The organism is Faecalibacterium sp. AM43-5AT (genome assembly GCF_003603345.1).
Lineage (GTDB): Bacteria > Bacillota > Clostridia > Oscillospirales > Ruminococcaceae > Faecalibacterium > Faecalibacterium taiwanense.
Window position 1 is genome coordinate 161,252 of record NZ_QVGZ01000003.1, and the last position, 19,166, is coordinate 180,417.

General features: G+C 60.8%; 19 protein-coding genes. 12 read left to right on the plus strand and 7 right to left on the minus strand.

Annotated features, from left to right (window positions below; all coding sequences use genetic code 11):
- Positions 1 to 54: 54 nt before the first annotated feature.
- Positions 55 to 639 (minus strand): DUF4358 domain-containing protein, encoded by a 585-nt coding sequence (locus tag DW937_RS05975; RefSeq protein WP_165852898.1) that lies wholly within the window; start codon positions 637 to 639, stop codon positions 55 to 57.
- A gap of 130 nt (positions 640 to 769) precedes the next feature.
- Positions 770 to 1,600, minus strand: coding sequence for a M15 family metallopeptidase (locus DW937_RS05980; RefSeq protein WP_243111432.1), 831 nt, complete (start codon positions 1,598 to 1,600; stop codon positions 770 to 772).
- Between the two features lie 76 nt (positions 1,601 to 1,676).
- Here DW937_RS05980 and DW937_RS05985 point away from each other — a divergent pair, with 76 nt between their 5' ends.
- The 4 genes from DW937_RS05985 to DW937_RS06000 all read left to right on the plus strand — a co-directional run bounded on the left by DW937_RS05985 (position 1,677) and on the right by DW937_RS06000 (position 3,985).
- Positions 1,677 to 2,138: a SpoVA/SpoVAEb family sporulation membrane protein gene (locus DW937_RS05985; protein ID WP_097774624.1), complete on the plus strand. Its 462-nt coding sequence runs from the start codon at positions 1,677 to 1,679 to the stop codon at positions 2,136 to 2,138.
- A 98-nt stretch (positions 2,139 to 2,236) separates the two neighbouring features.
- Positions 2,237 to 3,253 (plus strand): stage V sporulation protein AD, encoded by a 1,017-nt coding sequence (locus DW937_RS05990; RefSeq protein WP_044953883.1) that lies wholly within the window; start codon positions 2,237 to 2,239, stop codon positions 3,251 to 3,253.
- 1 nt (position 3,254) lies between these two features.
- A complete protein-coding gene (locus DW937_RS05995) occupies positions 3,255 to 3,611 on the plus strand; it encodes a SpoVA/SpoVAEb family sporulation membrane protein (RefSeq protein WP_005943559.1) in 357 nt (118 codons plus the stop codon).
- 98 nt (positions 3,612 to 3,709) lie between these two features.
- The gene (locus DW937_RS06000) at positions 3,710 to 3,985 is read left to right on the plus strand and encodes a peptidoglycan synthetase (RefSeq protein ID WP_118527663.1); all 276 of its coding nucleotides are present in this window, start codon (positions 3,710 to 3,712) and stop codon (positions 3,983 to 3,985) included.
- Positions 3,986 to 4,056: 71 nt separating this feature from the next.
- Here the strand turns inward: DW937_RS06000 and rpsT are convergent, their stop codons facing one another.
- Positions 4,057 to 4,317, minus strand: coding sequence for a 30S ribosomal protein S20 (gene rpsT / locus DW937_RS06005; RefSeq protein ID WP_005943554.1), 261 nt, complete (start codon positions 4,315 to 4,317; stop codon positions 4,057 to 4,059).
- A gap of 166 nt (positions 4,318 to 4,483) precedes the next feature.
- On the opposite strand from rpsT, the gene gpr reads away from it, so the two are divergent.
- From gpr to DW937_RS06040, 7 genes are all read left to right on the plus strand, one after another.
- Entirely contained in the window at positions 4,484 to 5,269 is a 786-nt protein-coding gene (gene gpr / locus DW937_RS06010) for a GPR endopeptidase (protein WP_097776934.1), read from the plus strand.
- A 29-nt stretch (positions 5,270 to 5,298) separates the two neighbouring features.
- On the plus strand, positions 5,299 to 6,435 hold the full coding sequence (locus DW937_RS06015; protein ID WP_120020015.1) for a stage II sporulation protein P: 1,137 nt from the start codon (positions 5,299 to 5,301) through the stop codon (positions 6,433 to 6,435).
- 335 nt (positions 6,436 to 6,770) lie between these two features.
- On the plus strand, positions 6,771 to 8,159 hold the full coding sequence (gene asnS, locus DW937_RS06020; protein WP_120020016.1) for an asparagine--tRNA ligase: 1,389 nt from the start codon (positions 6,771 to 6,773) through the stop codon (positions 8,157 to 8,159).
- Between the two features lie 317 nt (positions 8,160 to 8,476).
- Entirely contained in the window at positions 8,477 to 9,520 is a 1,044-nt protein-coding gene (locus tag DW937_RS06025; RefSeq protein ID WP_120020017.1) for an A/G-specific adenine glycosylase, read from the plus strand.
- Positions 9,521 to 9,643: 123 nt separating this feature from the next.
- On the plus strand, positions 9,644 to 9,847 hold the full coding sequence (locus DW937_RS06030; protein WP_044953882.1) for a hypothetical protein: 204 nt from the start codon (positions 9,644 to 9,646) through the stop codon (positions 9,845 to 9,847).
- A gap of 89 nt (positions 9,848 to 9,936) precedes the next feature.
- The gene (locus DW937_RS06035; protein ID WP_120120423.1) at positions 9,937 to 11,241 is read left to right on the plus strand and encodes a M23 family metallopeptidase; all 1,305 of its coding nucleotides are present in this window, start codon (positions 9,937 to 9,939) and stop codon (positions 11,239 to 11,241) included.
- 82 nt (positions 11,242 to 11,323) lie between these two features.
- Positions 11,324 to 11,581 carry a hypothetical protein gene (locus DW937_RS06040; RefSeq protein ID WP_120120424.1) on the plus strand — a complete coding sequence of 86 codons (258 nt, stop codon included), beginning with the start codon at positions 11,324 to 11,326 and terminating at the stop codon, positions 11,579 to 11,581.
- A gap of 91 nt (positions 11,582 to 11,672) precedes the next feature.
- Here DW937_RS06040 and DW937_RS06045 read toward each other — a convergent pair whose 3' ends face one another.
- The 3 genes from DW937_RS06045 to DW937_RS06055 all read right to left on the minus strand — a co-directional run bounded on the left by DW937_RS06045 (position 11,673) and on the right by DW937_RS06055 (position 15,528).
- Positions 11,673 to 12,656: an aldo/keto reductase gene (locus tag DW937_RS06045; RefSeq protein WP_097774628.1), complete on the minus strand. Its 984-nt coding sequence runs from the start codon at positions 12,654 to 12,656 to the stop codon at positions 11,673 to 11,675.
- A 141-nt stretch (positions 12,657 to 12,797) separates the two neighbouring features.
- Positions 12,798 to 14,402 carry a peptide chain release factor 3 gene (locus DW937_RS06050; protein ID WP_005943533.1) on the minus strand — a complete coding sequence of 535 codons (1,605 nt, stop codon included), beginning with the start codon at positions 14,400 to 14,402 and terminating at the stop codon, positions 12,798 to 12,800.
- Positions 14,403 to 14,661: 259 nt separating this feature from the next.
- The gene (locus DW937_RS06055) at positions 14,662 to 15,528 is read right to left on the minus strand and encodes a bifunctional GNAT family N-acetyltransferase/class I SAM-dependent methyltransferase (RefSeq protein ID WP_120120425.1); all 867 of its coding nucleotides are present in this window, start codon (positions 15,526 to 15,528) and stop codon (positions 14,662 to 14,664) included.
- 194 nt (positions 15,529 to 15,722) lie between these two features.
- Between DW937_RS06055 and DW937_RS06060 the strand changes: the two genes are divergently transcribed.
- A complete protein-coding gene (locus DW937_RS06060) occupies positions 15,723 to 17,114 on the plus strand; it encodes a trypsin-like peptidase domain-containing protein (protein ID WP_118527679.1) in 1,392 nt (463 codons plus the stop codon).
- 49 nt (positions 17,115 to 17,163) lie between these two features.
- Here the strand turns inward: DW937_RS06060 and pulA are convergent, their stop codons facing one another.
- A complete protein-coding gene (pulA, locus tag DW937_RS06065) occupies positions 17,164 to 19,119 on the minus strand; it encodes a type I pullulanase (RefSeq protein ID WP_243111433.1) in 1,956 nt (651 codons plus the stop codon).
- Positions 19,120 to 19,166: the final 47 nt, after the last annotated feature.

Genomic DNA, 19,166 nt, shown 5'->3' on the forward strand with positions numbered 1-19,166 from the left:
TTAGCCGAAAAAAGCCGATGCCGCAAATGGCACCGGCCTTGGGTGGATCCAGATTCAGTCTGCCAGTGCGCTGTCCACGGCGCTGTCCAGATCGGCAGTGCACTCGTTGGATGCGATCACCATGACAACGGTGTTGCCCTTGAAGGCGATGACAGCGTTCTCCACGTTATCCTGCGCCTGAGCAAACTCGGCGTAGTTGCCGTAGAAGGCCACCTGATCCTGCTGGTAGGAAGCCAGCTGGTTGGCTACGTCCTCGGCCTTGCCGTCGGCAGCTTCGAGCACCAGCACCAGACCGGCATCGCCGTTGTCGTTGCTCTTCACGCCCTTGTAGCTCACCACGTCCTCAGCCTTCAGGCCGAAATCGTACTCAATGTTCATGGCTGCGATCTCGAACTGGTTGGAGATGGGGTCGGCTTCCAGCAGAGCATTGAAAACACCGTCCAGTGCATCAGAGCCGTTCTCGGCAGCATTGTCCACAACAGCGGATGCAGCGGCGCTGGAAGCGGGAGATTCCGCAGCAGCGGTGGAAACGGAGGAGGGAGCGGCCGAAGAGCTGGCGGAGCCGCCGCAGCCGGTAAGAGCGACAGCGGCCAGCGCGCCAGTGAGAGCAATTGTAAAGATTTTTGTGCGATTTATCATAAAATATTCCCTCTTTTGTTCAAAACATTCTTGCAGCTGCCCAAAGCGGTCCTGCATCAGGGCAGACTATTGTTATCTTACCATAACTGTGTGCAAAATGCAACGAAAAGCCCCTCGGTTTTACGGATTTTTAACCGGTGATCTTCTCTCCTGCAGCAAGCTTCTGCAGCACGGCAACGGCATCCTCAAAGCACAGGCCGCTCTGCTGGATCAGGGCCGCATTTTCCGGCCCCACATAGCGCCAGTGCCACGGCTCGTAGGTGATCTCGGTAACGGCTTCTGCGTTTTTGGGGTACCGCAGGATGAAGCCGTATTCCACGGCATGGGCGCTCAGCCAGCGGAAGGCCTCGGTGTTTTCAAAGCCCTCGGTCAGGTCGGTGTGCTCCGGGCTGTTCAGGTCGGCAGCAAGGCCGCAGTTGTGCTCCGAGTAGCCCGGCGGGTTCACGATATTTGCCGCCTGCTTTTTCGCTTCGGCTTCGCTCAGGCCCTTATTGCGGAAATACTGGGTCTTTTGGTCGTAGAGGTTCTTCTGGTAGTCCACGCTGCGGTAGCCGCTCTGCATCCAGATGGTCACGCCGTCCTTTGCGGCGGCGGCCTGCATGGCGAGGAACGCATCGGCGGCTTCGGTCTGCAGGGTCTTGTTCACAGCGGTGGCCGAGCCGCACGCCTTGGTGGTAAAGGTATGATCGTCCGGCATTTTGTTCGTGTGGTTCACCAGCACCATGCGGGGATCATTCAGAATGGCCTGCGCTTGCCGGGCGGTCAGCAGACTGCTTTCTGCCTCTGATGCTGCCGAGGCGCTGGACGTGGAAGTTGCCGAGGCGGCAGGCACAGCGGAACGGCTGTGCAGCACGAACGAGGCCCCGCCCACGGCAATGCAGGCCACGACGGTAACGGTGAGCACGCGCCGCACGGCGGGCCGCAGATGGCGGCGGTGATGAGGATGGACAGACGGATTCATCTGGAATACCTTCTTTCCGGTGGATGTGCATAGAGTTTGCTTCCTATGGGCAAGCTATGCCCGGAGGGGAAACAATATGAAAATGACAGCACAGGAATATGCGCGCCGGGTGCGGCGCATCGGGCCGCACTCGCCCTTGGGGCTGGACTGCCTGTGGGCTTTTGGCGTGGGCGGCGGCATCTGCCTGCTGGGCGAAGTGCTGCGCCAGAGCTATCTTGCCATGGGCGTGGAAGCCGACCTTGCCGGCACCCTGACCAGCTGCAGCCTGATCGTGCTCTCAGCGGTGCTTACCACGCTGGGCTGGTACCAGAAGCTGGCCGCAAAGGCCGGGGCCGGGTCGCTGGTGCCCATCACAGGCTTTGCCAATGCGGTGGTCAGCGCGGCCATCGAGTTCAAGGCCGAGGGCCGGGTGCTGGGTACCGGGGCCAAGATGTTCACCATTGCCGGGCCGGTGATCGTGTACGGCACGCTGGCGGCGGTGGTGTACGGCGCGGTGCTGTGGGTGCTGGGCATGGCGGGTGTGCCTGTGCTGTCATAAACACGGGCAAGTGTGCCGTAAGATTGCAGCATGATGTTATTATACAATATTTTATGGAACGGTTTCCATCTATTTTCCACGAAGGAGAAATTTTGCCTATGACGGTCCGGTGCGGGGATACCCTGCTGTTCCAGACACTGCCGGTGATCGCTGCGGGTGCAGCGGTGGGCGGCAAAAAAGAGAGCGAAGGCCCGCTGGCGGCAGAGTTCGACGAGCTGAGCGCAGACAACCGCTTTGGCCAGTCCAGCTGGGAAGCTGCGGAAAAATACCTGCAGCTGCGCGCCGCGCGGCTGTGCCTGCAAAAAGCGGCGCTTCCGCAGGAAAAGGTGCAGCTGGCCCTTGCCGGGGATCTGCAGGCCCAGTGCACGGCATCCAGCTATGCCATGCGGGAGCTGGGCGTGCCCTTTGCCGGGCTGTTCGGGGCCTGCAGCACCATGGCCGAGGGCCTTGCGCTGGGCGCTGCTCTGTGCGAGGGCGGTGCTGCGCGCAATCTGCTGGCCATGGCTTCCAGCCACTTCTGCGCGGCAGAGCGGCAGTTCCGCACGCCGCTGAGCTACGGCGCGGTGCGCACGCCCACGGCCCAGTGGACTGCCACCGCTGCCGGATGCTGCCTTTTGCAGCCGCAGGGCGAAGGCGTTGGCATTGCCGCTGCCACCTTTGGCCGTGTGCAGGATTATCAGGTAAAGGACATCAACAATATGGGGGCTGCCATGGCCCCGGCAGCGGCTTCCACCCTGCTGCACTATTTTAAGGATACCGGCACCGAACCGCAGGAGTTCGACTGCATCTATACCGGCGACCTTGGGCAGGTGGGCAGTCAGCTGCTGCGGGAGCTGCTGGCCGCAGAAGGCTTGCTGATCAAAAACCATGTGGACTGCGGGTGCATCCTGTTCGACGCAAACGAGCAGAGCGTAAAGAGCGGCGGCTCCGGCCCGGGCTGCTGCGCGGCGGTGCTGTGCGGGCACATCCTGCCGCGCCTGCGCCGGGGCAGCCAGAAGCGGGTACTGTTCACAGCCACCGGGGCCCTGATGAGCCAGACTACCTTTTTGCAGAAGGAGACCATCCCGGCGGTGGCGCATCTGGTGGAGCTGCGTGCGCCGGAAAAGGAGAAGTAAGATGAACTATTTCTGGGCTTTCTGTGTGGGCGGGGCCATCTGCGTGGCGGGACAGCTGCTCATCGACCTGACCGGCCTGACCCCGGCCCGCATCCTGACCGGATATGTGGTGGCGGGCGTGGTGCTTTCGGCCATTGGGTGGTATGCCCCGCTGGCCGAGTTTGCCGGGTGCGGGGCCACGGTTCCCCTGCTGGGCTTTGGCCATCTGCTGGCAAAGGGCGTGCGCACTGCGCTGCAGGAAGAAGGTGCTGTGGGCATCCTCACCGGCGGGCTGACCGCCGCTGCGGCCGGTGTTACCACCAGCCTTGTGTGCGGCGTGGTGTGCAGCTGGGTGGGCAAAAGTCACGACCAGAACTGAAGAAAAAATACACGGGAACATTGCTGCTTTGTCCGCCACCCTTCGCCCTGTTTTTCCACCGCACTGCGGTAAACTGTGCAAAACAGGAGGTGATGCGGATGAAGCACCGCTGGACGACCCTTTTGTGGGAGCTTTGGGCTGCACAGGCCTTGTGCGCGGTGGCAGCCCTGCCGCCGGGCAGTGCGTTCCATACATGCCCGGCACTGGCGCTGCCGGGGCTGGCCCTTGCGGCGGCGGTGCCCACGGCATGGGCTGCGTGGGCGCTGCTGGCCGAGCCGCCCGACGGCCTGCCGCCGGAGCAGCTTCTGGAGCAGGCACCGGGGTTCGATTTTGCCACCCTGTGTGATTTTGAGCGGCCTGCTGCCGTGCCCTGAAAAGCGGGCAAAACAAAAACCCCTGTGCCGGGAACCCGGTACAGAGGTTTTGTTCGTCAATCAGAAAGCGATCAAGCGTTCTTGTTAGCACGCTTTGCCATACGGCTGATCTTGCGGCTGGCGGTGTTCTTTTTGATGACACCCTTAGCGCGAGCCTTGTCGATCGCGGAAACAGCAGCCAGGACGGTTGCGTCCTTGTCAGCGGCATTCGCATCGATGGCAGCGTCTGCCTTCTTGACGACTGTTTTCAGGTTGGTCTTAATGGCCTTGTTGTGAGCCTGCTCTGCAGCAGCCTGCACGACGCGGTCCTTCTGAGATTTGATGTTAGGCATTCGTTCCACCTCCTTGGCTACCTATAACAGCGCACCCTATGATACCATATTTCGCGTACCAGCGCAAGCGTTTTTTTGATTTTTGTTTAGAAAAGTTTTATTTTTGCCATACTTTCTGCGTGCAGAGGGGGCATTTGGCCCCAAAACAGGCAGGAGGAGCAGAAAAATGCGTTTTACCGATATGGCAGACGAGATGTTTGGCGCGGCACAGGGGGCGCTGCCTGCCGGGGTAAGGCTTGCCACAGCAAAGCGCGGCGGGGTCACAATAACGCGGGTGGAGATCGCGCGCGAAGGGCTGGCGAAGCCCCGCGGGCGGTATGTCACGCTGGAAATGCCCAGCGTCAGCGTGCTGGACGAGCGGGACGCTGCGGTGATCGAGACCTGTGCGGCAGAACTGCGCGCCCTGCTGCCGCCGGAAGGGCCGGTGCTGGTGCTGGGCATCGGGAACCGGCGGGTCACGGCGGATGCTCTCGGCCCGCGCACGGCGCAGAAGATTTTAGTCACCATGGGGCCGCAGCACACGCTGCCGGTAAAAGGCATCCGGCCGGTGGCCGCCATTGCGCCGGGGGTGTCGGCCTCCACCGGGCTGACTCTGCGCCAGCTGGCCGGGGCCATGGTGGAAGCGGTGCGGCCGGCGGCCCTGATCTGCGTGGACAGCCTTTGCAGTGCCGAGGGCGCGCGGCTGGGCCGCAGCGTGCAGTTCTCCGATACCGGGCTGTACCCGGCGCAGGTGGATCATGCAAAACATCTGGACGCGGCAGCGCTGGGCGTGCCGGTGATCGCGGCGGGCATCCCCACCTTGATGGATTCGGACGAAGGAGCAGATCTTGTGGTCACGCCCCGGGCGCTGGACAGCGTGATCGCCCACGGCTCGGCTCTGCTGGCCGGTGCCATCAACCGGGCCTTGCAGCCGCGGCTCAGCGTGGCGCAGCTGTTCTGGCTGGCGGGGTAACACCGGTGGGCCGGAAGGGAGGTTATTTTATGCGCAGCAAAGCACTGCCGCCCGCCCGGGCGCAGGGGCATATCGTGCCGTTTCTGGAAGCGGCTGCTCTGTTTGCCGCACTGTGCATCTTTGCCCGCACGGCGGCACTGATGCTGGCTGCGGCCATTACTGCACCGCTGCCAATGGCCGAAACTCTTTTCTGGCTGGGGCGGCAGTCCGCACAGGAGCAGCCCGCATCATCTGTGCAGGTGGAAGCCGCACCGGACAGCACGCCGGAAGCGGCATCCTCTCTGCCGCAGGCCGTGCAGGCGCTGACCGGGAACATTGAGGACTACCTTGTGCCGCTGCTGGGCGAGGAAGCCCGCCCGGCGGATGCGGGTACTGTCATTGAAAAAAATTATCCGCAGGGCAGCGGCGAAAAGTACATTCCCTGCGGGGCGGGCAGCATCAAAAACAATACCCGGCAGACGGCGGCAGACATTGCGGCGGAGATCGAGAATCCGCTGCCCTTTGCCATTGAGCCGAACAGTCCCGACCCGCAGGTGCTGGTGATGCACACTCACGCCACCGAGGACTACCGCCTTTCGGCCGGGCTGTGGTTTGCCCCCGGCGATGGTGCCCGCAGCACCGACTGCAGCGTGAACATGTGCGCGGTGGGCCGTGTGGTGGCCGATACCCTCAATGCGGCAGGCATCAACACCCTGCACGACGAGACCCTGAACGACTACCCAAGCTACACCGGCAGCTATGCCAACAGCCGGGCCGTGGTGCAGCAGTATCTGGCCCGGTATCCCAGCATCAAGGTGGTGCTGGATGTCCACCGGGATGCCATCGAGACGGAAAGCGGCAGCCGCTATGCCCCGGTGTGCACGGTGGACGGACGGCAGGCCGCACAGGTCATGATCATCTGCGGGTGCGACAACGGCACCACCGTTCAGCTGCCGGGCTGGCGGCAGAATCTGCGCTTTGCCGCTGCGTGGGAGCGCAGCATGGAAGGAATGTACCCCGGTTTTACCCGGCCGGTGCTGTTCAGCTACCGGTTCTACAATCAGGATCTGACCACCGGCAGCCTGCTCATTGAGATCGGCGGGCACGGCAATAACCTGAACGAGGCTCTTTATGCCGGGCAGCTGGCGGCAAAGGGCCTTGCTGCCGCATTGCTGGGCGGTGCTTGACAAAACGCCGCCAAAGTGCTATTTTTTAAAGGTCAAATGCAAAGATCGGGAAAAGTAGCGCGGGCCGTCCGGCCCAGAGAGTGCGGCACAGCTGAGAGCCGCGCCCGCACGCCGCGTGAACGAACACCCGGGAGCAGCAAACTGAACATGGCAGCTGCCATTAGTAGGTGCGCCGCAGGCCCTGCGTTACAGGGGCAGCGCTTTTATTGAGCGCGTGAGCGACCGGACACTTCCGGTAATTCAGGTGGCACCGCGGACATTACAAGACAGCTTGTTCGCCCTGAACTTTCAGGGAGAACAAAGCTGTCTTTTTTATGTTATAAAGGAGAACTATCATGGAACGTACCGAGATCGTTTCGCTGTTCAAAAACACCCCCGCCGACGGCACCGAGATCACCGTCTGCGGCTGGGCAAAGAACATCCGCGACTCCAAGAACATCGGCTTCATCGCCCTGTCGGACGGCGGCTGCTTCAAGACCCTGCAGGTCGTGCTGGAAGCAGGCAAGCTGGCCAACTACGATGAGGTGATCCACACCGGTCTGTACAGCAGCCTGCGCGTCAAGGGCAAGCTGGTGCTCACCCCGCAGGCAAAGCAGCCCTTTGAGCTGAATGCCGACAGTGTGGAGATCCTGGGCGACTGCCCGGCGGACGAGTATCCGCTGCAGAAAAAGAAGATGAGCATGGAATATCTGCGCACCATGCCCACCCTGCGCCCCCGCACCAACACCTTCAACGCCGCTTTCCGCGTGCGCAGCGCCGCTGCCTACGCCATCCACAAGTTCTTCCAGGAGAACGGCTTCGTTTACTCTCACTCTCCGCTGCTCACCTCTTCCGACTGTGAGGGCGCCGGTGAAATGTTCCGCGTGACCACCCTCGACCTTGAGAATGTGCCCAAGAACGAGGACGGCACCGTGGATTACACCCAGGACTTTTTCGAGAAGCCGGTCAACCTGACCGTTTCCGGCCAGCTGGAAGCCGAGGCCATGGCTATGGCATTCGGCAAGGTGTACACCTTCGGCCCCACCTTCCGTGCCGAGAAGAGCTTTACCACCCGTCACGCCGCCGAGTTCTGGATGATCGAGCCGGAGATGGCATTCTGCGATCTGTCCGGCTACATGGACACCGCCGAGGCCATGACCAAGTACGTCATCCGCTACGTGCTGGACAACTGCCCGGATGAAATGGCCTTCTTCAACCAGTTCATCGACAAGGGCCTCATCGAGCGTCTGGAGCTGGTGGCAAACAGCGAGTTTGGCCGCATCAGCTACACCGAGGCCATCGAGATCCTGAAGAAGAACAACAAGAAGTTCCAGTTCCCTGTGGAGTGGGGCGTGGACATCCAGACCGAGCACGAGCGCTACCTGACCGAGGTGGTGTTCAAAAAGCCTGTGTTCGTCACCGACTACCCGAAGGAGATCAAGAGCTTCTACATGAAGCAGAACCCGGACGGCAAGACCGTGGCAGCCGCAGATATGCTGGTGCCCGGCATCGGCGAGCTGATCGGCGGCAGCCAGCGTGAAGAGAACTACGACAAGCTGGTGGCCCGCATGGACGAGCTGGGCATGGACAAGACCAACTACGACTGGTACCTGAATCTGCGCAAGTTCGGTGGCGTGGAGCACGCCGGATACGGCTTGGGCTTCGAGCGCATGATCATGTACCTCACGGGCATCCAGAACATCCGTGACGTGCTGCCCTTCCCCCGCACTGCATACGGATTCTGAGTATGACGATTTGAATGCCCTCCGCTTGCGCTTTGGGCATATTCAGCGGAATGAATTTTTAATATTCGTGTTTGTCGCGGCCTGCGGGCCGCTCCAAACACATTTTCACGCAAGGGGCCGTATCCGGAAACTGCTGCTTTAAAATGATACAGCTGTTGACCGCAGCGGCCTTACCTGTGAAAGTGCGATCCCGGAAAGTCCGCAGACTTTCCGGGATCGCTTTCTATAAAAATTTTACCGCTATGATTGCCAGAGCAAAGCGGAGGCAATTCTAAATCGGCAAGATGTCTGACTTTTCAACAAGGAGCACAAAACAAGTGGAAAACATTTCCTCTGCCCTGCTGGACTGGTTTTACAAAAACCACCGCATCCTGCCCTTCCGCACCGACCCCAGCCCCTACCATGTGTGGCTCAGCGAGATCATGCTGCAGCAGACCCGGGTCTCGGCGGCACTGCCCTACTACGAACGCTTTCTCGCCGCCCTGCCGGACATTCCGGCCCTTGCCGCCTGCGAAGAGGAAAAGCTGCACAAGCTCTGGGAGGGTCTTGGCTACTACAGCCGGGTGCGCAACCTGCAAAAGGCTGCACGCATCGTCTGCGAGCAGTACGGCGGACAGCTGCCCGCCGACTACGATGCCCTGCGGGCGCTGCCCGGCATCGGGGACTACACCGCTGGGGCCATTGCGTCCATCAGCTTCGGCATCCCGGTGCCCGCCGTGGACGGCAATGTGCTGCGGGTGTTCTCCCGTTTGTACAACGACCCCGCTGCCGTCACGGAACCGGCCGTGAAAAAAGCGTTCACCGCCCGCGTGATGGAGCACCAGCCGCCGGATGCGCCCGGCGACTACAATCAGGCCCTTATGGAGCTGGGAGCGCTGGTCTGCGTGCCGAACGGTGCGCCCCTGTGCGAAAAATGCCCGCTCGCCCACCTGTGCGCCGCCCGTGCTGCGGGCACTGCATTGGAGCTGCCCCGCAAAGCAGCGCCCAAGCCCCGCAGACTGCAGCCTGTGACGCTGGCCCTGCTGGAAAGCCCGGCAGGCTTCCTTTTGCAGCAGCGGCCCCAAAAGGGCCTGCTTGCCGGGCTGTGGCAGCCGGTACTGTGGGAGGGTGAAGCCCTTGCCGCCGGAGAGGTCCTTGCCCGCCTGCAGGCCATGGGGATGGATACCGGCACCGCCGCGCCGGAAGCGCTGCCCGCTGCAAAGCACATCTTCAGCCACATCGAGTGGCATATGAACGGCATCCTGCTGCATGTGCCCGCCCAAGATGCTCCGGCAGGCTGCGTGTGGGCAAGCCGGAAAGCCCTGCAGGCCGAGTATACGCTGCCCGGTGCATTCAAGGCATACAGGAAGCTTATCATATGAAATTTTGGCCTTTTTGACCTGAATGGTTGTAATTTTTGACAGGAACGGGTATAATAAAAGCCAACAAGCACTGGAATGAAAGCTGAAACATCGTTTCAACGAAAAAAGGAGTGTACTGAACCTATGAAGAAATCTTGTCTGGTCGCTGTGATCACTGTTCTGGCCGCTGTTGCCGGTGCCCTTGCTGCTGTTGCTGTTTACCTGCACCGCCGTGAGAAGGAACTGGACGAGTACGAGCGTCTGCTGTTCGGCGAGGACGATGCTGCAACGGTAGAGCCGGAGGCTGCTGCCGAAGAGGCTGCCCCTGCAGAGGATGCTGCAGAATAAAAAACACGAACCGTAAACCTTCGGGCGCACCGGCAGTCTGCAAAAGGCTGTGCCGGTGCGCCCTTTTTGCTACATAGAAGGAGTGTATCATGAAGCGTTTTCTGCTCTGGCTCGTGGGTGTGGTGCTGGGCGTAGGCATCTTTCTGGGCGCGGTGATGGGCGTGAGCTATGCCTTTACCACCGAGGGCGGCTGCCCGGACAGCACCGCGCAGTTTGGCACCGAAGCGCTGGAACCCAACGGCTGGTGCTGGCAGGTGCCGCTCATCGGCGGAAAGCTCGATAAGGTGTTTGCCAGCCCCGCCACCCTCACGGTGCAGAAGCTGGGCACGCTGTACACGGCCCACCCGGCCATCACCCTGCCGGACTGGGCCAGCTACACCACTCTGACCATCCGGACGGCTTCCGGCGAGACGGTGTTCACGGGCACAGCCAGTGAATATGAGAGCTTTCTGTTCCCAGCCAACGGCGAATATAAGGCAGAGCTATCGGTCTGGCGGGTGCCGGAGGGCGGCATGGCCACCCAATTTGAGGGCGGCAGCACCGGCTCAGTGCGCAAAAATCTGGGGCTGGAAAAGCCCGCAAAGCCCACCGGCTGGTATCGTTATGCCTTCCGGTTCACCCTGCAGGCCAGCGCGGAGGTGGAGCTTTCCGCCGAGCGGGTGGAGCAGGGCGGCATTGTGGGCCTGCGCATCTCCGGCATGACCGGCGATGCAGCACCCACTGTGGAGACCGACCTTGGCAATGTGCAGTGCGTGCGTGCAGCCGATGGCTGGCGGGCCTACATCCCGGCGGCATACAACGCTTCCTCCGGCGGGCATGAGGTGAACATTACCGTGAACGGCGAGACCATCACCCGCAGCATCATCGTGCTGCCCAAGGATTTTGGCACGGTGGACGTGGAGCCGGAACCGGATGCATCGGATGCGGCAAACACCCAGTTCCGCAATGCAGTCTGGGGCCTGTACGAAGCGCCCGCGCGGGAAAAAATGTGGCAGGGCGGCTTTGTGAACCCGGTGGAAAGCTACACCACCCTTGTGGATTACGGTCAGGTCAGGGTGGCGAACGGCCAGCAGGGCAGCCGTTCCAACTCCACAAAGCTTTATACCATCCCCGGTGAACCCTGCCGTGCCCCTGCAAACGGCGTAGTGGTGCTGGCCGCAGAGCTGGCCCTTACCGGCAACACGGTGGTCATCGACCACGGCTGCGGGATGCGCAGCTACCTGTACGGGCTGCAGACTCTTTCCGTCTCCGCCGGGCAGAGCGTGGAAAAGGGGCAGGCTGTGGGTGTGCTGGGCGAAGAACTGACCATGGACTTCAAGCTTGGCAGCAAGAGCGTGAACCCGTGGATGCTGTTCCAGACCTCCGGCGGGCTGTTCTGGAAGGAGAACGGGTAAAGATAAAGCAGAATTTTGAAGTCGCACTGCTACGTTGATTCATCAAATAACCGTTGTTCATTTTTTGCATAGGAGGTTTACCATGCTAGAGCAATTCTTCAAGTTACGGGTGGCAACTGTTTCGGATTCAACTTATTGCCATCGTATTACAGATGCTTTGACAGCAGCTGGAATCAAATGCTATTGCAAAACCAAAGATGCTAATCAGCGAAGTGTTTTTGACGCGACACGGATGCGGGCTCAAATTGGGACTTTTGGAATAAAGCCCCGGTATATTACAGAGATTTTTGTAGATAAAGAAAACGCAGAGCTCGCTTCTCATATCATTCATACTCTGTAAAATTCCAGTTTGCAAACCTGCTATCAATATCAAAGGCCGGAGCCGTCAGCATTACCTGTCGGCTCCGGCCTTTTTCGGAGCTTTTAAAACCTCAGGAGATGGCATCCACATCCCACTTCATGCGGACGGCATCGGCACCGTCCAGTTTGATGTTCAGCGCACCAGCGTTGTCCATCACCTGCTGCGGGGTGCGGGCACCGCACAGCACATGCAGGCCGGGGATCATGCGGGCGGTCAGGGCGATCACCAGCTGTGCCAGAGAGCAGTCGTATTTCTCGGTCAGGTCGCCCCACTTTGCCAGCATATCCAGCGCCTGTGCCCGGCGGGCGGGCTGGAAGCTGGGGTTGGAGTTGCGGGTGCTGCCCTCGGGGTAGGTGGTTTCCATAGTCACCTTGCCGGTCAGCAGGCCCTGCTCCAGCGGAGAGTATGCCTGCACCGAAACGCCCAGCTCCCTGCAGGTGGGCAGCAGCTGCTTTTCCACACGGCGGGTGAGCAGACTGTACTTTTCCTGAATGACATCCAGCTGGCCGTACTTGCAGTAGCCGCGGATAATATCTGCAGTGACATTGGATGCACCGATGGCACGGATCTTGCCCTGCTCCTTCAGCTTCATCATGGCTTCCACCGTCTCTTCCAGCGGGTAGATGCCGAAATCGGGGGTCTGCCAGTGGGTGTACAGCACATCCAGATGATCGGTGTGCAGGCGGCGCAGGCTGTCCTCCACATCCTCGATGATGCTCTTTGCAGACAGGTCGCGGTAAACGGTGGTGCCGTCCACGACCTTGTGCAGCACCGGTGTTTCATGCCGCCACTCCAGACCGCACTTGGTGGAAAGCACCACCTTGTCGCGGTCGATGTGCTTCATGGCTTCGCCCACCACGGTCTCGCTGTGGTACAGGCCGTAGATGGGAGCGGTGTCGATCCACTGGATGCCCTGCTCCACAGCAGTCTGGATGGCCTTGACTGAAAGGCTGTCGTCGTTATCGCCCCACCATGCACCGCCGCCGATGGCCCAGGTGCCCATGCCGAGAAATGGCACCTGAATGCCGCTTTTGCCAATATTGATGTTTTGCATATATTTTCCCTCCATGCCAGCAGTGTTCCCCGCAATGGGAGCAGCGCATTCCATAGCTGGCATTCTTTGTTGTATTTTTTGTGTTTTATGAAAAAAGAACCGCAGCTGCGGGATATTCCCGCACCGCAGCTCTCTTTCAACTCAGATATTACCGAACTCGCTCAGTTTCAGCGTTTCGTTGTGGGTCTCAGCCCAGCGCACCGCCCAGTCGGAGGTGAACAGCAGCAGGCGGTTGCCCTTCATATCCTCCACAGCCTTGGTGTCGCTGGTCAGGTCCAGATCCCGCAGGTTGTAGGTGTCGGGGTCGTTCTGCACCCAGCGCAGCTGTTCAAAGGGCAGCTGCTGCATCCGGATCTCCACGTTGTACTCGGTGTTCAGGCGGTACTCCAGCACTTCCAGCTGCAGCACGCCGACCACGCCGACCACCACTTCTTCCATGCCGCCGCCCACTTCGCGGAAGATCTGGATGGCACCCTCCTGCGCGATCTGCTCCATGCCCTTCACGAACTGCTTGCGCTTCATGGTGTCCTTCTGCTCAATGCGGGCAAAGTGCTCCGGCGAGAAGGTGGGGATGCCTGCGAACTGGACCTTCTTTTTGCCGGTGCACAAGGTGTCGCCGATGGAGAAGATGCCCGGGTCGAACAGGCCGATGATGTCGCCGGCGTAGGCCTCGTCCACGATGGCGCGGTCCTGCGCCATCAGCTGGGTGCCGGTGGCCAGCTTGATGTTCTTGCCCTCCTGCACATGGAAGGCCTCCATGCCGCGCTCGAACTTGCCGGAGCAGATGCGCATAAAGGCGATGCGGTCGCGGTGGGCCTTGTTCATGTTGGCCTGAATTTTAAAGATGAAGGCAGAGAACTCGTCGCGGCAGGGGTCCACGGTCTCGCCGGTCAGGCTGTCCACGCGGGCCAGCGGGGTGGGAGTGAGCCGCAGGAAGTTCTCCAGAAAAGGCTCCACGCCAAAGTTGGTCAGGGCAGAACCAAAGAACACGGGGCTCAGCTCGCCGCGCAGCACTTTGTCGAGGTCAAATTCCTCGGCGGCACCGTCCAACAGCTCGATCTCATCCACCAGCTGCTGGTGCAGATACGGGGTGAGCAGCTCGTCCAGTGCGGGATCGCCCAGCTCGGCCTCGGTCTCATCCACTTTCTTCACGCCGTTGGCGCGGCCGTCGCTGGAAAATGCCAGCACCTTGCGGGTGTTGCGGTCGAACACGCCCTTGAACTCCTTGCCGCAGCCGATGGGCCAGTTCATAGGGTAGGTCTTGATGCCCAGAATCTCCTCAATGTTCTCCATCAGCTCAAAGGGGTCGCGGGCTTCGCGGTCCATCTTGTTGATGAAGGTGAAGATGGGAATGTGGCGCAGGGTGCACACCTTGAACAGCTTGATGGTCTGTGCCTCAACGCCCTTTGCGGCATCAATGACCATGACGGCAGAGTCTGCCGCCATCAGGGTGCGGTAGGTGTCCTCCGAGAAGTCCTGATGGCCCGGGGTGTCCAGAATGTTCACGCACTTGCCCGCGTAGTTGAACTGCAGGACAGAAGAGGTGACGGAAATACCGCGCTGCTTCTCAATGTCCATCCAGTCGGACACGGCGTGCTTTGCGCTCTGCTTGCCCTTGACGGAGCCTGCCTGATTGATGGCTCCGCCGTACAGCAGCAGCTTTTCGGTCAGAGTGGTCTTACCGGCATCGGGATGGCTGATGATCGCAAACGTCCGGCGGCGCTCGATTTCTTCACGATTTGTCATAAACTAGTATTTCTCCTATACGGATAAAACTCCTTCCGTCATCGCTCCGCGATGCCACTGTTCCCCCTTTTGTCACTTGTGTGACATCTTCCCCCGACCGGGGGAAGTCTTTCTCAAGGAGGGAGGCTTTTGCCTTCCCGCAGCATCAAAGGCTCCCTCCCAGAGGGAGCTGTCGAGCGAATGCGAGACTGAAGGAGTTCGTTTTTACACATACGTACCCTATTTTATCCGAAAACGCTCCATAATGCAAGTGTTTTCGTTATTTTTTCAGGATGATGCAGGGCAGAGGGGCGGTTTCGGCCCAGTTGGCAAAATCACACACCAGAACGGTAAAACTTTTGAGCGGAAGTGCCCGGAGATATTCCAGCACCGTCTGCTTTTCATCCGTGCCGATGACCTGCCCGCTGTAGAGGATGGCGCTCACCACGCCGCCGGGGCGCACGGCTTCCAAAGCCGCCTGCAGGGCGGGGATGCTGCTCTGCGCGGTGGAGAACACTGCGTGGTCGGCCCCGGGCAGCCAGCCAAAGTTGAACATCACCGCATCTGCCGTGCCTGGCTGCACAACCTGTAAAAGGTCTGCGTGGCTTTGGCAGTGCAGCTCATACCGGGCGGCAGGCACGCCCAGCTGCTCCAGATGCTTCCGGGTGGATGCAATGGCAGCTTCCTGCACGTCAAAGCCGACTACCTTTCCTTCCGGCGCGGTGATGCCGCACAGGAAGGCCGTGTCGCCGCCGTTGCCGCAGGTAGCATCGATGCAAAGGCGCGGCTGTGCCAGCCGCGCGGCCAGAAAGTCCTGCACGAACTTGACGGCGGTCAGGTCCGGCGTGCGGCGGCGCACCAGCTGCCTGCCTTCTGCCGCAAAGCCGAACTTTGCCCAGAACGCAAGCTCTGCGGCATCGGCGGGCAGCGGGGCGGTAAATACGGTAGCCTTTTCGCGGTCGTATCCGGCGTAGGCGCGCAAGACTTCTTTTAATAGATAGGAGCCGTAGCCTTTGCGCCGCCACTGCGGTTCGATGCCAAACGCGGTGATGGCAGCCCCCTTCGGGGCGGGCGTGAGCGCGCAGAAGCCGATCTGTGTTTTTTCCTTATAGAGGGCAAAGCCCTCGTCTGTGCGGTGCAGTTCCATGGTGTGTTCCTCCTGAATTTACACTTTTACAATAGCAAGCGCAAAGGCCGCTGTCAAGGGTGGAAAGCGCGTCTTTATTTCACAGTTTCTTCACGGCGCGCGCGATTGATTTTCACAATTGATGGTTACAATAGGAGCAGTTCAACGGAACAGGGCTCCTGTGGACGTATCCCTTACGGAAAGGAAGTATCAGCATGGACAATGAGAACAAATGGGAATATGATTATTCCTCTCAGGATAAAAACGAAAGCGGAGATACCGGTTATCCCAATGTGGGCAGCAGCGGCATGAACACCGCCAACCAGTACAACGACCCGCAGCCGGAACCGGAGACCGCTTACACCGCTCCGCAGACAGACAACGGCGCAGGTGGTGCAACGCCGCCGGTACATCCGGTACAGCCGCAGGACGCGCAGCCCCCTAAAAAGAAGAAAAAGTTCAATGGCAAGCGCGTTGCACGCAGCGCTGTGGCGCTGGTGCTGGCCGCAGCCATGGGCTTTGCGGGCGGCTTTGTGGGGGCAAAGTTTGGCGGCAGCGGCAAGGTGGTCATTCAGCAGGTGGCACCTTCCTCTACGGCCGACAGTGCACCCGGTTCGGATAGTTCCATCACCGCAGCATCCAGCAGCGGCAGCAGCCTGACCACGGAACAGGTGGCTGATCTGGTCAGCCCCAGCGTGGTGGTCATCACTACGGAGCAGGTGGTCTACTCTCAGTGGTCGTGGTACGGCCAGAATCAGGTGGAGAGCGGTGCCGGCAGCGGCGTGATCATCAGCTCGGACGGCTACATCCTCACCTGTGCACATGTGGTGGACGGCGCTTCCACCATCACCGTTACCATTGGTGACAAGGACTACACCGCCACCCTTGTGGGCGAAGATACCACCAGCGATATCGCGGTCATCAAGATCGATGCTGACGGCCTGACCCCCGCCACCGTGGGCAACAGCGACAGCCTGAAGGTGGGCCAGAGCGTGATGGCTGTGGGCAACCCGCTGGGTGAGCTGGGCGGCACCGTGACCGGCGGCATGATCAGCGCTTTGAACCGCAGCGTCACCATTCAGGGCAGCAGCTCTGTGAACACCATGTCCCTGATCCAGATGGATGCTTCGGTCAGCCCCGGCAACTCCGGCGGCGGCCTGTTCAATATGAACGGTGAGCTGGTCGGCATTGTGAATGCAAAATCCTCTTCCAGCGATGCAGAGGGTCTGGGCTTTGCCATCCCCATCAATGATGCCATCAAGGTGGCACAGGAACTGCTGGAGAACGGCTATGTGACCGGACGGCCTTATTTGGGCATCACCTATCTGGCCGTGACCGACGCACAGACTGCTTCTCAACTGGGCGTGAATGCCTACGGCGTTTACGTTGTGGAGGTGGTCAAGGGCGGCCCTGCCGAAAAGGCAGGCCTGCAGGCCGGTGACCGCATCGTGAGCGTGGACGGCACCGAGATCGCCTCCAAGGACGACCTTGGCACTCTGATGCAGAAGCACGCAGCAGGCGATACGCTTTCCATCACCATTGCACGCGACGGCCAGATGCAGACGGTCAATGTGACACTGGGCGAAAAGACGGCTTCCAACAGCTGAGCAAAATAGAAAACAGGAGCGGATGAGAGTTTTCCATCCGCTCCTGTTTTTATATCTGTCCAAAGATGGCGGCACTGTAAGGCATCAGCACGGCCTCGTGCTCATACACTCTTGCCGGGCCGCGCCACAGGCTGGACGATATGCCGTCGCTCAGCATCTGCCAGCGCCCAACCGGCAGCGGCACGACCTTGCTGGTCTCGGTGGGGTTATAGAACACGCACAGCGCCTGCCATGCTGCGCCGTCGCCCCACTGGGCGGGCAGCTGCCAGCCCACCAGCGGCTGATCCAGTGAGAAAAAGTGCAGGGCATCCGGCGCGTGGGGGTCGGTGCTGGAAAGCCGCGGAAACCTTGCCCGCAGCGCCAGCAGGCCGCGGTAGTAGTCCACCAGTGCATGATATTTTTCGGCCCGCTCCCAGTCCAGCCGGTTCAGCGCAGGCGAAGAGCGGTAGCTGTTGCCCTTCCCTTTTTTGGTGCGGGCAAACTCCTCGCCCGCCTGCAGGAAAGGCAGGCCGAAGCTGGTCAGGTAAATGCCCGCCGCCAGCCGGTTCTGGGCAAGGGCTGTGCTGTCTGCCGCCGTGAACTCCGGCTTTTCGTACCGCACCAGCAGCAGCTTGTCCCACAGGGTGAAGTTGTCGTGGGCGGAAACATAGCTCACGATCTGGCTGGGCGCGTGGGACGGCAGACGGTCGCTGCGGCACCATGCCGCCACCGCGCCGCCGATATCCCAGAAGCTGCCGGGCCTGCCCTCCACATAGCCCGACTCCCGGGCGTTGAAGCAGCCGCCCTTGATGGTGTCGCGGGTGTCGTCGCAGAAGATGCCGATGCGCTCGTTCAGCATGGCCAGATTCGCCTTGTTGGCCTCGTACCGGTGCAGCTGGCTGCCGCCGCCCTGCCACGGCTCGCCGTACATCAGGATATCCCGCCCGCCGGGCAGCGTATCCAGCGCGGTGCGCACCGCGTTGATGGTCTCCACGTCGTACAGGCCCATCAGGTCGAACCGGAAGCCGTCGATGTGGTATTCCTGCGCCCAGTAGAGGATGGAATCGATCATATACCGCCGGGCCATGGGCCGCTCGCTGGCAAATTCATTGCCGCAGCCGCTGCCGTTGGAAAAGCTGCCGTCCTCGTTCTGGCGGAAAAAGTAGCAGGGCACGGTGTCGTTCAGCGGGTTCGCATTGCGGTACATGTGGTTATACACCACATCCATCACCACGCCGATGCCCGCCGCGTGCAGGGCTGCGATCATTTCCCTGCACTCCCGGATGCGCACCTCGCCGCGGGTGGGGTCGGTGGAATAGCTGCCTTCGGGCACATTGTAGTTGGTGGGGTCATAGCCCCAGTTGTACTGCCGCAGCAGCGGCTTTGCCTCGTCCACGCTGCCAAAGTCGAAAATGGGCATCAGCTGCACATACTTCACGCCCAGCCGCTTTAAATAATTCAGGCAGGTGGGGTGGATGCCGTCCCCGTGCAGGGTGGTGCCCTGCTGGGTAAAGGCCATGAACTTGCCCCGCCATGCCGGGCGCACGCCGCTGGCAGCGTCCTGCGAGAAGTCGCGCACGCTCACCTCCCACACTGCGCGCTGCTCCGGCGGGATGACCGGACGCACATCCCGCTCCCACCCGGAGGGGGCGGTGCGGGCAAGATCTACGATCATGCTGCGGGTGCCGTTCACACCGGCAGCGCGGGCGTAAGGGTCGCCGGTCTCGCGGCTCACGCCGTCCACCGTCACCGTAAAGGTGTAGTAACGGCCGTGCTGGTCGCCGGGCAGATAGATGCTCCACACGCCCTGCGGCCCGCGTTCCAGCGGCAGGGTGCCCATGCACACGCCGCCATGGCCCTTGCGGTAAAGGTTCACACACACGCTCTGAGCTGTAGGTGCCCACAGACGCAGCCGCGTGCCGGAAAGGGTATACTCCGGCCCCAACGGCCCGGTGCAGGTGGTGTCCCGGGCAAAGGTGTCGCTCTCGAACAGTTCTTTCAGTTCAGCGGGGGTTCTGGCACTCATGGTTTCCTTCATTCCTTCTTCTTATTTTCCATACAGTAAGTGTAAAC